General features: G+C 52.5%; 15 protein-coding genes. 6 read left to right on the top strand and 9 right to left on the bottom strand.

The genetic code is table 11. The annotated features are described in order from the left end of the window. Positions 1-8 precede the first annotated feature (8 nt). Positions 9-377: a Fe-S cluster assembly scaffold SufA gene (gene sufA / locus IM290_RS01405; protein WP_017384628.1), complete on the bottom strand. Its 369-nt coding sequence runs from the start codon at positions 375-377 to the stop codon at positions 9-11. A gap of 496 nt (positions 378-873) precedes the next feature. Between sufA and IM290_RS01400 the strand changes: the two genes are divergently transcribed. Both IM290_RS01400 and IM290_RS01395 read left to right on the top strand, forming a co-directional pair. Then, the gene (locus IM290_RS01400) at positions 874-1,233 is read left to right on the top strand and encodes a CHAP domain-containing protein (protein ID WP_193041976.1); all 360 of its coding nucleotides are present in this window, start codon (positions 874-876) and stop codon (positions 1,231-1,233) included. A gap of 1 nt (position 1,234) precedes the next feature. Beyond that, complete coding sequence (locus tag IM290_RS01395) at positions 1,235-1,687, top strand: DUF3828 domain-containing protein (RefSeq protein ID WP_017384630.1); 453 nt, start codon at positions 1,235-1,237, stop codon at positions 1,685-1,687. A 109-nt stretch (positions 1,688-1,796) separates the two neighbouring features. On the opposite strand, the gene IM290_RS01390 is transcribed toward IM290_RS01395, so the two are convergent. Together IM290_RS01390 and IM290_RS01385 are read right to left on the bottom strand one after the other, a co-directional pair. After that, on the bottom strand, positions 1,797-2,525 hold the full coding sequence (locus IM290_RS01390; RefSeq protein ID WP_015570709.1) for a MerR family transcriptional regulator: 729 nt from the start codon (positions 2,523-2,525) through the stop codon (positions 1,797-1,799). 188 nt (positions 2,526-2,713) lie between these two features. Beyond that, positions 2,714-3,934, bottom strand: a complete 1,221-nt coding sequence (locus IM290_RS01385) for a diguanylate phosphodiesterase (RefSeq protein WP_193041975.1) — start codon at positions 3,932-3,934, stop codon at positions 2,714-2,716. Between the two features lie 339 nt (positions 3,935-4,273). Here IM290_RS01385 and ycgZ point away from each other — a divergent pair, with 339 nt between their 5' ends. The 4 genes from ycgZ to fdhF all read left to right on the top strand — a co-directional run bounded on the left by ycgZ (position 4,274) and on the right by fdhF (position 7,485). After that, positions 4,274-4,513, top strand: a complete 240-nt coding sequence (gene ycgZ, locus IM290_RS01380; RefSeq protein WP_017384632.1) for a regulatory protein YcgZ — start codon at positions 4,274-4,276, stop codon at positions 4,511-4,513. A gap of 4 nt (positions 4,514-4,517) precedes the next feature. Beyond that, positions 4,518-4,838, top strand: coding sequence for a hypothetical protein (locus tag IM290_RS01375; protein WP_071993928.1), 321 nt, complete (start codon positions 4,518-4,520; stop codon positions 4,836-4,838). Positions 4,839-4,867: 29 nt separating this feature from the next. Next, the gene (locus IM290_RS01370) at positions 4,868-5,146 is read left to right on the top strand and encodes a biofilm/acid-resistance regulator YmgB/AriR (protein WP_003857748.1); all 279 of its coding nucleotides are present in this window, start codon (positions 4,868-4,870) and stop codon (positions 5,144-5,146) included. 188 nt (positions 5,147-5,334) lie between these two features. Continuing rightward, complete coding sequence (gene fdhF / locus IM290_RS01365; RefSeq protein ID WP_193041974.1) at positions 5,335-7,485, top strand: formate dehydrogenase subunit alpha; 2,151 nt, start codon at positions 5,335-5,337, stop codon at positions 7,483-7,485. A 52-nt stretch (positions 7,486-7,537) separates the two neighbouring features. Here the strand turns inward: fdhF and IM290_RS01360 are convergent, their stop codons facing one another. Genes IM290_RS01360 through IM290_RS01335 form a run of 6 tightly spaced genes read right to left on the bottom strand, consistent with a single transcriptional unit; the run spans position 7,538 to position 13,541 of the window. After that, positions 7,538-8,191 (bottom strand): LuxR C-terminal-related transcriptional regulator, encoded by a 654-nt coding sequence (locus IM290_RS01360; RefSeq protein WP_193041973.1) that lies wholly within the window; start codon positions 8,189-8,191, stop codon positions 7,538-7,540. Positions 8,192-8,232: 41 nt separating this feature from the next. After that, positions 8,233-8,745 (bottom strand): fimbrial protein, encoded by a 513-nt coding sequence (locus IM290_RS01355; RefSeq protein WP_193041972.1) that lies wholly within the window; start codon positions 8,743-8,745, stop codon positions 8,233-8,235. Between the two features lie 11 nt (positions 8,746-8,756). Next, entirely contained in the window at positions 8,757-9,704 is a 948-nt protein-coding gene (locus IM290_RS01350) for a fimbrial protein (protein WP_193041971.1), read from the bottom strand. A 1-nt stretch (position 9,705) separates the two neighbouring features. Next, on the bottom strand, positions 9,706-12,249 hold the full coding sequence (locus IM290_RS01345) for a fimbria/pilus outer membrane usher protein (RefSeq protein ID WP_193041970.1): 2,544 nt from the start codon (positions 12,247-12,249) through the stop codon (positions 9,706-9,708). Between the two features lie 27 nt (positions 12,250-12,276). Next, positions 12,277-12,954, bottom strand: a complete 678-nt coding sequence (locus IM290_RS01340; RefSeq protein WP_193041969.1) for a molecular chaperone — start codon at positions 12,952-12,954, stop codon at positions 12,277-12,279. 56 nt (positions 12,955-13,010) lie between these two features. Beyond that, a complete protein-coding gene (locus tag IM290_RS01335; protein ID WP_103269965.1) occupies positions 13,011-13,541 on the bottom strand; it encodes a fimbrial protein in 531 nt (176 codons plus the stop codon). Positions 13,542-13,864: the final 323 nt, after the last annotated feature.

Here is a 13,864-nt window from a genome sequence, read left to right as displayed (position 1 = left end):
AGTACCGCCTATACCCCAAAGCTTTCGCCGCAGCCGCATTCGTTCTGGGCTTTCGGGTTATGAAATTTGAATAACTGGTTTAAACCTTCCCGAACGTAGTCGACTTCGGTTCCATCGATAAACGGCATCGCCTGTAGCGCGACGTATAACTTTGCACCGTCGGTTTCAAAGACCAGATCGTCCTTTTGAGGTTCGGTTACGGTGTCCAGCACGTAGCCAAATCCCGCGCAGCCAGTCTGCTTAACGCCTAAGCGTACGCCGAGGATGTCGGGATTTTTTGCCACCAGCTCATGAATATGCGCCGCCGCCGCGGGCGTCAGCGTTAAGCCACGCCAGGCAAAATCGGCCGGATTGAAGGTTTCTGAATGCAGTTCCATAGGTCCACCTCATCTGATAAGCCACCAGGGCATAACACCATGTTAGTGATAACGATTATCACTTCAACCCCCTGCGAGCAGGGGCTTTGGGCTAAACCGCCCTTTTTGGCTACTTTCATTAAGCATAGACCCTGTGATGGGATGCGGATGGGATGGTTAGATTTGTTCAATGCATTGATAAATAATGCATTTCATAAGAAAGGCGGTAAGATGACGGGCAATGATAAAAATTGTATTGGAAATACCTATTTTTAAGATAGCTAAAGTACGCGCAGCCACCATATACATTTTTTACGTATGCCTCCCCCTTAAGCCAGGTTCTTTTTAATCCTTTTTTGCCTTACCTGGGCGCGCATAAAGACGTTTGATGGATAAGTTAACCATTATTTATCAGTCTGATAGTGGTTAAATTTCGATCATGATTAATTACATAAACTCATCTTTTTTCGGCGTAATGTTTCCCTTGTTAACCATTTATTCAATAAGGGATTAAATTATGTGGAGTGCCCATAAAGCCGCAGTTCATGCTCGCCAGCATGCAGGTCAGTATAGCCAGAAAAGATGTGCAGAATTTGTTTCGAAATCCATTCGCGCCGGCGGTGCTAATCTACAGAACACACATTATGCTAAGGATATGAAAAGCAATTTAATTCTGGCGGGCTTCCACCAGGTTTACGGTGACCCTGTTGAGGGCGATGTGGCGGTGATCCAGCCCACTGCGCACCACCCATATGGCCACGCTTGCATCTATGGTGGGAACGGCGTCTGGTGCTCTGATTTTGTTCAGCGAACAATGTATCCGGGAAAGGAATACCGGGAATTAAAGCCAGCGTATGCAATTTACAGGCATGACTGACATGAAAAAAATAATTCTGGCGATCCTGCTTCTGCCCACTCTCGCATCCGCTGCACAGAAGTTCCCCCCTGAGGTATCCGCTGCCCTTCAGTTTAATAAGTGGTACATCTCGCAAATTATTATCGGGAAAGAGCCCCTGAAAAACTATGAAGCGCTGAGGCCATATGTAACCCGCGAAACTATCAGCAAACTCAAAGCCATGGATAAGCTGGATCCAGATGAATATGACGTGCCTGACGTCGATATGTTCATCAAGGCTCAGGGATATGAAGATGACTGGGGCATCGTCAGTGCGCGGGCGCTGGATTACGATGCCGCCTGTATGCAGGTTTATATCTCATTCGGCAAAAAGCGGGATCACACCGTGATTGACTGCATGGTCAAGGAAGATGGCGTGTGGAAAGTTGAATCCGTGGCCAGTATGAATATTTCAGACAACCTGATGATGGAATAAACCGACGATATGACAGGGGTACTGATGCTATGCATCTTCGCGGATACCCCTGTCGTATCGCCAGAAGGCAAAATCCCGCACTGGCGGTTTACCGTTGGCCCCCTTAACATCAGTGATGGAACGAAACGGCGAAACCCTGTTCACGCCAGTGGTCGAGCTGCTCCTGTTGACGAGGCGTAGGCGCTTTACCGGTCCAGACGAAGATTTTTTGCCCGGGGAAGAGTTCAGGACGTGGAGAATCAATCGGCTCAGCCAGCACGTCGATATGCCATCCTTTGTAGGCAAGACGGGCCGCTTCCAGCCACAAATGCGTACGGTCGTCGCACTCCCACCCAATCAGCAGCGCATCCTTACCTGCTTTTTTTCGCGACTCACCCAGGCTTGCAACGGCAAACTCAATCAGGACACCGTCCAGCAGGCTCGCCATGTGACGCACCGTATTCTGGTCCTGGTTCATTCGCTGACGCACAGGGGTGATGATGTTATCTATCAGAACATCCATCGCATGGTCACGGCGGAATTCGCCGATTTTGGCACGCAGTTTTGCCGGGCTGGCATAGCGCAGAACGGTTAACATCTCTTCCTGAAACGATGCCCAGTTACCCTGAGTCATCACTTCTGTATTTTCAAGAAGCGCTTTTACTTTACCGACCGAAACACCCGTTTTCATCAGGCGCTTGATCTCTTCGATACGCAGGATATCTTCATCGTCAAACTGACGATGACCCCCTTCGCTTCGCTGCGGCTTCAACAATCCATAACGGCGCTGCCAGGCACGCAGCGTAACGGGGTTGATACCGCATCGTTCGGCCACTTCGCCGATACTGTAATAGGCCATTAACTCCCTCACGCACATTACTTCCATACCTAACCAAACCAACCTTATCAGATTGTACAAATCATTTGTATAACTAACTCCTCGTTCTGAGACAAGTGAATGGCTCAATGAACCACTCACTCGTTAATGTATTGTTGTATAAATTTCGCCGTACGTACAGGTTACTCTTAACAGTTACGTACAGGTTTTTATAAATCGTACTTTTTATCAGGCCAGGCAATCGCCGGAACGCCCCCCAGACGCGGGCTGGCGAAAAGGTGTCCCTGGAACTGAGAAACCCCGGCAGATTCCAGCCACATCCACTCTTCAGCCAGCTCTACGCCTACCGCACAGAACAGAATTTCCAGAGACGCACAGCATTTAATGATCGCCTGAATAATAGCCTGACGCGGGCCGCTCTTGTGTACGTTGGCAATCAAATCACGGCTGATCTTGATTCTGTCCGGCTGGAACTGGGCCAGCAGTTGCAGACCGGCGAATCCCGCGCCAAAGTGATCGATGGCCACGCTGATCCCGGCGCTTTTAAGCTGTCTGACTGCGCTGGTGAACTCTTCGAAGCGCGAGATCGCCTCGCTCTCGGTGAACTCGACCACAATTTGCTCCGGCACAAAACCGTTCGCCTCAATTGCCGTCAGTAAAAAATCGACGGCGCCAGGAACATTGACCAGCGTCATCGGCAGCAGATTGATGGATAACGTTTGAGTCTGTAGGCCCAGCGCGCTGGCCATCGACAAAGCCACCTGCTTACTCTTCAGATCCGATTCGTACAGCGCCTCACGCGACAGGTTGGCAAAATAGCTTTCCGGAGACTCACCGGACGGCGTGCGGATCAGGGCTTCCCAGGAAACCACCTGCTGCATAAACGGATCGACGATAGGTTGAAATGCGAAACTACAGTCCGCGCCCTTTGCCACTACTGTCGGCTGGGAGGATAACGGCGTGTTTTCGGTGACAAATTCCCAGGCGTCAGCCGGAGGCAGCTCAAAGTAGTTGGATTTTTCAGTAGACTCAACGAAGGTGCGGAAAAATTGCAGGGCGCGATCGTTATAGGTCAGCTGATAGCGGGTTGTGCCTTTATCAAGAACCTGTTGCAGCACTTCGTCGGTGTCGTACTGACGAAGGTCAAAGAGCTCCATACCCACGTTGCCAAAACGCCTTGAAGGCCCGTGGTCGCTCAATAATTCGACCACGTTGTGATGCCGCGGATCGTGGCAGATGAGCTGATAGATCTCCTTAACGTTATCAGCAGGCCCTTCAAGTAACTGAAAAAAGTGTGTGCCGTTAAACAGCAAAATCCCCGTCACATCGAACTGGCGATTTCGACAATTTGCAGCAGCGACCATGTCTTCCAGCGCTTTAACTGGAACGTCCTCGCAGATATGACTGCGGTAAATGATGGTTGTGAGCATGCTAATCCTGAAGATTGTGGGGGTGACCACGAAAACACGTGGGGAGAACTCTGTTATAGCACATTAATTGCCCAACAAATAATTTACATCTCAACGATTTACACGGCTTTTTTGCGTCATTTACGGGCTTGTACAACTCTGCAACGCCGCTTCGGATTGTACAATATATCTTGTGAATCCCGCAGTAAATCGTATAAGAATAAGCACCTGATAAATAATGATTTTATAAAATATATTATAAAATCTTTAAAAAATTGTACATTTTAAATGTACAGATTTGAAAATTATGTATACCTTAAATGTAACGTTACTGATTACGAAAATTTACAGGAGCGAAACATGCAGCAGAACGGACACCTCGCAGACTCGGCAACAGCGATTGCGCAGTACTTCGAAAAAGCCGCGCTTCCAACCCAACAGGAAACATTGGGTCAGGTTGTTGTTGAAATTCTTAGCGACGGGCGAAATCTGAATCGCAAATCGCTCTGCACAAAACTGTTGAGTCGCCTTGAAAAGGCCAATGGCCCGGAAGAGGAACATCATTATCACATGCTTCTTGGCCTGCTCTTCGAACGTTAATGTCATGAACAGCAGTGATGCGGACAGACTGATCGACCAGCTTATTGGAGAAGCCGCTCTTTCACTTTTGAAGGAGCGCGGTCCCGTGACGACCGAGGGATTGGTTCAGCGTCTGCGTAACATGCAAGCATATGAAACGGATCCCCAGCGGCGGGAGACATTAGCGCGAGTGATAGCTGAAATCAGCTCTGGTACGATCGCTTTTAAAGGTCGCAGAACCGCACAAGGACGAATACAGAGAGAGGGATCTCTCAAAAATAACCGAGACAATGTAGTGCCGTTATTTGGAAATGGAAAACCGTCCGATCCTAAAAAGATACATTGACTACAACTTTACAGCTACGGTGAGAACAAATGAGACAAAATATTCAGCTTCAACCCGAATACCACTCGGCCTTTTTAGATAGCGCGTTGTCGGAGTATTTCCGTCACGCAGGCGATCGCTTTGCTGAAGAGTCTGCCATTTTTTCGACTGCGGTTCGTTGTGTTCTCGCTTCCGAAGGTCATTTGACCAACAAAGCGATCATTCTCTGGCTAATCCAGACGCTGGAATCCACCGACGATGTCGTTAAGGCGGATGTGATCCGCAAGACGCTGGAAATTGTCGTCGGTTACACCATGGACGATCTTTAACGCCTCCCCCATCCCTACGGATAGCGTGTCATCGTCAATTCTGACGAACAGACTGACGATGACACACCCTCTCTCCTCTAACGCCCTGTTAATCAAGAACGCTGAATGTGGCATGGATCCTGCTTAGTCCGCTAAGGGACTGGGCTTTCCAGTAAACATTGCTTCATTTCTTAACAGGTCTGTTATTGATGAAAAAAATCGCCAGCGTCTGCCCCTACTGCGGTGCAGGCTGCAAACTAAACCTCGTCGTTAAAAACAACCGGATTATCCGTGCCGAAGCCGCTGATGGCGTAACCAATCAGGGCACGCTTTGCCTGAAAGGGTTCTACGGCTGGGACTTTCTTAACGACACACGGCTGCTTACCCCCCGTCTGACGCAGCCCATGATCCGCTACAGCAAAGGTGAGGCCTTTACCCCTGTTACCTGGGAAGAGGCCATTCGCTATACCGCTCACAGGCTTAAAAGCATCAAAGAACAGTATGGCCCTCGGTCCATTATGACTACGGGTTCCTCACGGGGAACGGGCAATGAGACCAACTATGTGATGCAAAAATTTGCCCGAGCGGTGCTGAATACTAACAACGTCGACTGCTGCGCCCGCGTCTGTCACGGTCCGTCCGTTGCCGGTTTACAGGAGACCCTCGGCAACGGCGCCATGAGCAATTCCATTAACGATATTGAAAACTCAAAATGCCTGCTGGTATTCGGCTATAACTGCGCCGACTCTCACCCCATCGTCGCCCGACGTGTGCTTAAAGCACGTGAAAATGGCGCTAAAATCATCGTCTGCGATCCGCGTCATATTGAAACGGCACGCATTGCCGATCTTCATCTTCAGCTAAAAAATGGCAGTAACATGGCGCTGGTCAATGCCTTTGGCTATGTCCTGCTGGAAGAGGAACTGTACGACAAAAACTACGTTGCCCGCTTTACCGAAGGGCTTGAGGCGTACCGGCTGACGGTAAAAGATTACGCACCCGAGCAGGTTGAACATCTGACGGGCATCCGCGCGCGGGATGTTCGTCAGGCAATGCGCATGTTCGCAGCGGCGCCTTCAGCAACGGTGATGTGGGGAATGGGCGTCACGCAGTTTGGTCAGGCGGTCGATGTGGTGAAAGGTCTCTCCAGCCTGGCGCTGCTGACCGGCAACCTGGGCCGACCTGCCGTCGGCGTGGGTCCGGTTCGGGGGCAAAATAACGTTCAGGGTGCCTGCGATATGGGCGTTCTGCCCAATATGTTCCCCGGCTACCAGGACGTCACTGACCCGGCGGTCAGACTGAAATTTGCCGATGCGTGGAAAATCAATGTCAACCGGATGGACGATCGCGTCGGGACGCGTATCACCGAAGTGCCACATCTCGCGCTGGAAGGAAAGATTAAAGCGTATTACATCATGGGGGAAGATCCACTTCAGACAGAAGCCGATCTGGGACTGGTCCGCCGCGGCTTTGAGGCGCTCGATTTTGTGGTGGTGCAGGACATCTTTATGACCAAAACGGCAGAGGTGGCTGACGTGCTGCTCCCTGCCACCTCATGGGGAGAACACGCCGGCGTGTTCACCTGTGCCGATCGCGGCTTCCAGCGTTTCGGCAAAGCCATTGAGGCCAGCGGCAACGTCAGGCGCGACTGGGAGATCATCAGCCTGCTGGCCACGGAGATGGGCTATCCCATGCATTACGAGGATAACCAGCAGATCTGGGACGAAATGCGCGAGCTGTGCCCCCTCTTCTACGGTGTGACCTACGAAAAAATGGGCGAGATGGGCCATGTGCAGTGGCCTTGCCCATCCCTCGATCATCCCGGCACCCCCTACCTGTACAAGGATAATCAGTTCGACACCCCTACTGGCAAAGGACAGCTATTTGCCGCCCCCTGGCGCGCCCCGGCGGAGACACCGGATGCGGATTACCCGCTGGTTCTGTGCACGGTGCGCGAAGTGGGTCACTACTCCTGTCGCTCAATGACCGGGAACTGCGCGGCGCTGCAAAGCCTGGCTGACGAGCCGGGCCGGGTGCAAATGAACCCGGCCGATGCGGATGAACGGGGGATTGCCGAGGGCCAGCTGGTCTGGGTACGTTCACGCCGGGGTAAAGTGATCACGCGCGCCAGCATCAGCGAGCGCATCAATGCGGGAGCAATCTATATGACCTACCAGTGGTGGATTGGCGCCTGTAATGAGCTGACGCAGGATAATCTCGACCCAATCTCCAGAACGCCGGAAACGAAATATTGCGCCGTGCAGCTGGAGGCGATCGAGGACCAGCGCTGGGCGGAGGATTTTGCGGCTTCCGCGTACCAGACCATGAAGACGCGGTTGATCGCTGCGGTTAACGTTTAAATGCATTGCCGGGTGGCGGCTATCGCTGCCCGGCCAGCTATCCGCTGCTGTTTTAGGCTATTTGTTGTGCATAATTATTTTCCTGGTAATCGCGAAGCAGGTTCGGACGGCTCTTTTTCTCCATCAGCCTTCTCAACAGTACGATCAGCTCGTAATCGCTTCGCAGATTAAATTTCTGCATCATCATATATTTATGGGTAAAGACCGTTTTTTCGCTCATCTTCAACGCGTTCGCGGTCTGCACTACCGACAGCCCCCGGTAAAAATTGACCATAATACGAATCTGTTGCCGGGATAAACCTTTATGCTGGCAGTCGAAACAGGTCTTTTTATTCAACGTGTAACCCGGTAGTTGCGTCCTGAACCACGCGATAAACAGAACGCCGCTAATACGGTCAAGCGACGCCCGGCGCGGAAGAAAAATAATGTCCTGAAAGCAGGAAGGCAGCGCCGAAAAGCGCAGCTCATCGTCGACGAGACCTATCACAATTCCTTTTTGCCGGGCCAGTAACTCCGGAAAACAGGTCAGCGTTTCCCCCTGACATAATGAAAGAACAATAATATCAGCCTGGCTGACGTTTTCATTGGTCAGTGCCAGCTGAAATGTGATGGAGCGATGAAAGTTATGCTTAAAAAAATCCTCGAAAAAGTCCTGTAGCCCAGCCTGAAAAAACAGATCCGTTTCCTGAATCAGAATATTTAACATAGTTCACACCAACGTCTTTAATAAAGGCTTGTCACCGGCATTTAGTTGTACTGCATCGTCATCACCACAACCGCACTGATGCTCCCCGGCGTGGCGCCTCCCGGCATGGATTTTACCGAGGCCAGCATAGCCATTGTCGCGGTTCTGTCCGCGGCAATGGTCTGGGTCATGCTGGTGCCTGTTCCTTTAAACGCGCCGGTTTGGGCATCGCGCATGGCTATCGCCACATGCGTGGCCGAACCGCTGTTCATAAAATAGTCCGCGCCCGCCTCGGGATCGGGGCTGCCGGTGAAAGCGACGGTCACACTCTGCGTTCCGGTTGGGCACTGGGTAAACAGGAGACTGAAAGGCACCGGATCCGATGTTGAGCCCGGCGTCGCCATATTGGTTGCCTGAATATTGCCCAGGTTGACATCGAGGCTGTTACTGCCGCCATTAAATATGCACGGCGACGCAACGATATTTCCCGTCACACCGATGTTGACGCTATCAGCGGAGCATACCTTCCCGCTGAGTAAGGCAAGTAAAAGCAGTGTCCTGCATCTTATTTTCATCTTCTTACCTGCTACTGGTAGGTCACATTAAGGGTGGCGGAGGCATTCGCTGAACCTGACTCCACGCGGGTTAACGTCTGGTAATATCGGGCCGTTAATGGCAACGTCTCTTGCCCCCCGGCAGACTGCCGCAAGAATAGTCGGCTGTTCATCACCAGCGGTGCACCGTTATAGATAAGCTGCACCCCCACCCCTTTCGCAGTGCCGGCATTTCCCTGCCCGGTTAAGGCCATCACGCTGGTATTGGCGCTATCCGGATTCTGTATTCCACTGAGCGAGACCGTAATATTGGTTCCGACGGCACAGGTTAAGCCCAGGTTTTGCGTGTTCTGTGCCCCCGTCGGCGTGGTGCCCACCGTGGAGCCGAACGCCGAGGCGGGAATATCCCCTATCGGAAACGTCAGCTGGGCCGTATTCACCGTCCACGCCAGGGCATTGATGGTGCCGGAGGTGAGCTGCGTGGTCAGACCGTCACGGTAGAGGCCGTCGCTTCCCTGAAGCGTCACGACGCCGATCGTCCCGGGGGTTAATACTCCCGATGAGACCGGGCCAGTTACCACCAGCTCAATCCTCTCACCGTACCAGTCCACATAGGAGGTCTGCGCATTGTAGGAGAACGTATTGCTCGGGTTTTCAAAATAGCCGTTGGAAGAAAAGCGTATCCCTATCCCGCTGACGTTCGTGTTGTAAACATGGTTGCCGTAGCTGCTCAACGTGGCACCGTTGTAGCGCAGGCTGAATCCCAGCATCAGCGGATTCGTACACCCGGTAAGATAGGAGCCTGTGGCTGACGCCGCGCCGGAAAATACCACCGTGCCGACAGGCGCATCGCGCTGCACGTTGATCGTCCCCACGGACAGGGTGGAAAGCTGCGGGGTGATGGTGGTGCAGGTACCGGCACGAGCCATATTTGCCGCCGCGAGCAAACAGAGCAGCAGCATCGCGTTAAGACATTTCATGTTAGCGTTCCTGACGGCAGGTGGCGCGCATATCAGCGATCCCACCGTACGTTGAGTGATTCGGCAGCGTGAAATCAGCGCGGCATTGCTGACTGGATTGACTTCCCCATGTAGCGACTAACGTTCCCTGCTCGCGCATCCCGGTTAAATATACCTGACCGCGATCGCCGACAATAAAACTGCCGCTGTCATCACCCACAAGGGTGACCACCGCCCCAAACGGAACGGCGCGGTCGCTGTCGGTCAAGGTCATCAGCACCCGGCGACCTGACTTCGGCAGATAATCGGCTCTCACCACCGCTCCCCGCGTCGGCGTCACCGTGCGGGTGTTGATCTCCAGCTCGACATCGTCCGGCATCGTTTCCGGGTCGAGGGTGAGATCGTTTTTCCGGTAGACAGAAAGGTTGCTCACGACCGTATATCCGCGAAAATCTGTCCGTACACCGGGCTGATTGCGGATATCCACGTCGTGGGCGCCGGGGGCTTTGATTAAGACGCTGGTCTCCCCCAGCGGCTGGGAAAGCGTGATGCCATCAGCATGGGCGAGAATGCCGCCTTGCAGCCCGTAATTCAGGCGTTCACTGTTTTTGTCATAACCATAACCTGCCGTGACTTCGCCATAGGCGCCTTTGTAGTCCGCGTTAACATTGCCGGTATAGTCCACGCCCTCTGTGCCGTATCCCTGCTGTACGTTCCAGCTCAGGGCACGGTTCTCGAGCGCTACCCCGTTCAGGCCGACGTTATGCGTCGTCCCGTTATTCCCGCTGGCGTTCATGCCATAGTTAGCCCATGTCTGCGGCAAAAATTTATCCAGCGGAATGCTGATGTTGAACGCCAGAAGCTGGTCGTGGTCAGCGTTTTTTTGGCTGTCGCGGGTTTCTGACGCTGAGCGGACATTTTTGCTGTAGGTCCATGTCAGGCCATAGCTGATGTTGTGCCAGTAGTTGCTATAGCCGACGCTCCACGAAGCCATCGACTTACCGTCATTCCAGTAATCTTCCCGCGCCGCACTGAGGGTAAGCGCGCCCAGGTTGTCCCCCAGCGTCTGGCTCATCGTCAGCTCGGCACGGTTACGTCGCCTGTCCTGAAGCGCGCTGCTGTCGCCGTACGAATCGAGGACGTCCTGCATCCCGTAATAGCCGCGGGTCGAGTAGCGATACCCGGCAATCGAAAAGTTCGTCCCGGTATTAATAAAATTCTTGCTGTATCGGGCCCGCCACGACTGACCGTTTGTTTTCACGGCATGCTCCGGCTTTGACCAGCCCTGAGTGACGTCTGCGGATATCGCCCCGAGATCGCCCATATTCTTGCCCACCCCCAGAGCCGCCGACTGGTACTTATCTGCCTCCTGGACGCCGCCATAGAGCGTAATACCGTGAGGGAGGCCGTAAATTCCGGTCAATTGCCCGAAGGGGGTTTTCTCCACGCTACGGTTATACGAGCGATACTGCCCGGCGGTAAGAGCATATTTCAGGCGCCCCTCCCGTTGCAGGACCGGCAGCGAAGCGTACGGCAGGGTGAAATGTTGCTCACTGCCTTCAGCTTCGACGATCGTCACATCAAGATCGCCCGCGCCGCCGGTGGGATACATGTCCGCGATCTCAAACGCACCCGGCGCCACATAACTTTGGTAGATTTGATAGCCATTCTGACGCACCACGACCTGCGCGTTAGTTCGCGCAATACCGCGCACCACCGGCGCATAGCCTTTCAGGGAATCCGGCAGCATATCGTCGTCAGACGCCAGCTGGACGCCGCGAAACGGCATGCTGTCAAAGACATCGGCAGGCGCGGAACTGTCTCCGAGCGTAAGCTGGGCTTGCAGGGGAATAATTGCGCGCTGCATCCAGGTATAGACGTTGTCCCACTTATCCTGGCCGGACGCATCGCGGGACCAGGTGGTGTAGTTGCGTAACCGCCAGGGACCGACGTTGATCCCCGGCCGCAGGTTTGCATACTGGCTGTCGCTGCGGGTGCCTGCCCCGCTTCTTGCCCGGCTGTTTGCCCCGCTCAGGCTGTAGTTGAGCATGGCCGCGGTAATGCCTTCATCCCACATATCCGGCGGAACGTAACCTCTTGCTGGCAGGTCTATGGCCGCCTGTGGAATGCTGATCGCCAGACGCTGGGCGCCAAACTGGAAATCCGCGCTGGCCTGTGGAATCGCCCTGAGATCGGCGCATTCTCCTTCCCCGGCGTCGAGCTGCGGGAAAAGCGCCGTTTTCACGCCCCACGCTTTTAACTGCCCGATACTCAGGCACGGCTGCAACGTTTCACTGCCGTTCGCATCCTTCACTGCCATAAAACGAATATCCCGCGTTTCCAGCAGCCGATCGTCAAGAATAATATCAACGTGGTATGTCCCGGGCGCCTGCGAGCCGGATTCAAAGGCAGATAAATCCGCTTTCCCCATTCCGGGATTATCCAGCTCTACCAGTTCCGTATTAAACGTCTCACTGGCATACAGTGTGGGAGAGACACCAGCAAGCGCGAGGGCAATAAATATTGCCAGGCGCGCAGGCTGCATTGTATTTAATGCCGTTGTCATGACGAACACCTGATTAACGCGTAAGGATCACAAACTGGCCCGGTGTAATTCGCCAGGGCTGCCATAATCGTTAATGACTTTAAACGTCAGCGTATTGCCACTGGTTCCATTCGGTAACGGAAAACGGGCTGAGCCTGAAGGCATCACGTACGTGACATCGTCAAGTTTCTTATTACCTAACGTAATTTCATTGAAATTGATAACGTACGGCGTAGGGTTATTAACCTGAAGGGTATTCCCCGCACGACGCCAGGTTAATTTATTGGCTTGCTCCTCGGGGGTAGACGCACGAAGAGTCTCTGGCCGATAAATTAATTTGATGCGCGTTTTGACGGCAATTTGCAGCGAGTTCATCTGCTTTGAGGCTGACGGAATAGCTTTAATGTTCAGCCAGAATAAACTCTCCTGCCCCTGAGGCAGCGAGCCTGTCATGACAATACGCTCAAGGTTTTTTTGCCCGCCGTCCAGCCGATACAGCGGTGGCGTAATAATAAAAGGCGCTTTACCCGATTGCTCATCCTGGACATCTATCCACGACTGGATTAAATAAGGAACGTTATCAGGATTCGTAATACCTATTGACGCCTCTTTTTTAGCCCCATCAAAAATAATACGGGTGCCGCCAATAATTACTCCTGCACTGGCGGATGTTAACGTCAGCGGTAACAGCGCCATAGCCAGGCCCGTTGTCGTGATAAAACGCATTTTAATACCTCATAAAACAAGGGGCCGGGCGGCCCCCTGCTGATTACTGCAATGACTTAGTTGTACACCACAGAGAAGTTTGCGACTGAGTTAGCCGGGCCCGCGGTCACGGATGCCGCGGTGGAGATATACTGCGCGTAGAAGTTCAGCGTATTATCAGCCGTACTGCTGAGCGGGTAGATATAGCTGTTGCTGCCGTGCAGCGGCAGATCGGCTTTATCTGCCGTCATCAGGTTAATCGCCACCCCGGTGGCCGCCCCCGCCACGGACGTATCAATCGCCAGCAGGCTGGCGTTGGCTAAATCCGGCGTACCGTCAAAACGGACTTTTGCATTGGTGACCGTTACCGGACAGTTTTTCAAAATAATATTAAACTGCGTCGCAGCCGTTCTCGCCCCGGTTGTCGGGAATTCCGTTTTATAATAATCGCCTAATACCACCACCTGATTCTGGGATGCCACATCAACGTCGCAGGCAGAATCCAGAATATTTCCGTTAAAATTAACGGTACCGGCCGCTGCGAATGCATTGGTCATGGTGAGTACAGAACCTGCCGCTAACATTGCCATCATCAATTTTTTATTCATAACTTTATATCCCGTATTACTCTATTTATTACCGACATTCAGTTGCAGAAATAAAAGCCCTTCCGACGAGTCAAAATTTATACAACTCTTTTTGCACATACAATCAATTTTGAGGTCTAGCTGTAGACCCTCTTCTAACAATTACAAAACATATTCACTCGGAAACACCTTAAGAATAATGGCCAAAGTCTACTTTTAGAACTGAATGAAAAAGGTTTCAATTTCAATTAATTAACACTCAAAAACAGGCGAGTCTATAATTAGACTCGCCGCAAACATTCCCTGCCCTGCTGGTTTTTAAGATAATTCTTTATGCCGATCAA

This window comes from Enterobacter cloacae complex sp. S1, assembly GCF_014930525.1.
GTDB classification, from domain to species: Bacteria; Pseudomonadota; Gammaproteobacteria; order Enterobacterales; family Enterobacteriaceae; genus Enterobacter; species Enterobacter hormaechei_C.
The sequence above is the reverse complement of the archived record's forward strand: the minus strand, read 5'-3'. Positions and strand labels throughout refer to the sequence as shown.

What these genes read in the sequence shown, in the direction of transcription:
- IM290_RS01335 (WP_103269965.1), bottom strand. Translation starts at nt 13,541, where the DNA reads ATGAATAAAAAATTGATGATGGCAATGTTAGCGGCAGGTTCTGTACTC.
- IM290_RS01370 (WP_003857748.1), top strand. Translation starts at nt 4,868, where the DNA reads ATGAGACAAAATATTCAGCTTCAACCCGAATACCACTCGGCCTTTTTA.
- IM290_RS01400 (WP_193041976.1), top strand. Translation starts at nt 874, where the DNA reads ATGTGGAGTGCCCATAAAGCCGCAGTTCATGCTCGCCAGCATGCAGGT.
- IM290_RS01340 (WP_193041969.1), bottom strand. Translation starts at nt 12,954, where the DNA reads ATGCGTTTTATCACGACAACGGGCCTGGCTATGGCGCTGTTACCGCTG.
- IM290_RS01355 (WP_193041972.1), bottom strand. Translation starts at nt 8,745, where the DNA reads ATGAAAATAAGATGCAGGACACTGCTTTTACTTGCCTTACTCAGCGGG.
- IM290_RS01345 (WP_193041970.1), bottom strand. Translation starts at nt 12,249, where the DNA reads ATGACAACGGCATTAAATACAATGCAGCCTGCGCGCCTGGCAATATTT.
- IM290_RS01390 (WP_015570709.1), bottom strand. Translation starts at nt 2,525, where the DNA reads ATGGCCTATTACAGTATCGGCGAAGTGGCCGAACGATGCGGTATCAAC.
- ycgZ (WP_017384632.1), top strand. Translation starts at nt 4,274, where the DNA reads ATGCAGCAGAACGGACACCTCGCAGACTCGGCAACAGCGATTGCGCAG.
- sufA (WP_017384628.1), bottom strand. Translation starts at nt 377, where the DNA reads ATGGAACTGCATTCAGAAACCTTCAATCCGGCCGATTTTGCCTGGCGT.
- IM290_RS01385 (WP_193041975.1), bottom strand. Translation starts at nt 3,934, where the DNA reads ATGCTCACAACCATCATTTACCGCAGTCATATCTGCGAGGACGTTCCA.
- IM290_RS01360 (WP_193041973.1), bottom strand. Translation starts at nt 8,191, where the DNA reads ATGTTAAATATTCTGATTCAGGAAACGGATCTGTTTTTTCAGGCTGGG.
- IM290_RS01395 (WP_017384630.1), top strand. Translation starts at nt 1,235, where the DNA reads ATGAAAAAAATAATTCTGGCGATCCTGCTTCTGCCCACTCTCGCATCC.
- IM290_RS01350 (WP_193041971.1), bottom strand. Translation starts at nt 9,704, where the DNA reads ATGAAATGTCTTAACGCGATGCTGCTGCTCTGTTTGCTCGCGGCGGCA.
- IM290_RS01375 (WP_071993928.1), top strand. Translation starts at nt 4,518, where the DNA reads ATGAACAGCAGTGATGCGGACAGACTGATCGACCAGCTTATTGGAGAA.
- fdhF (WP_193041974.1), top strand. Translation starts at nt 5,335, where the DNA reads ATGAAAAAAATCGCCAGCGTCTGCCCCTACTGCGGTGCAGGCTGCAAA.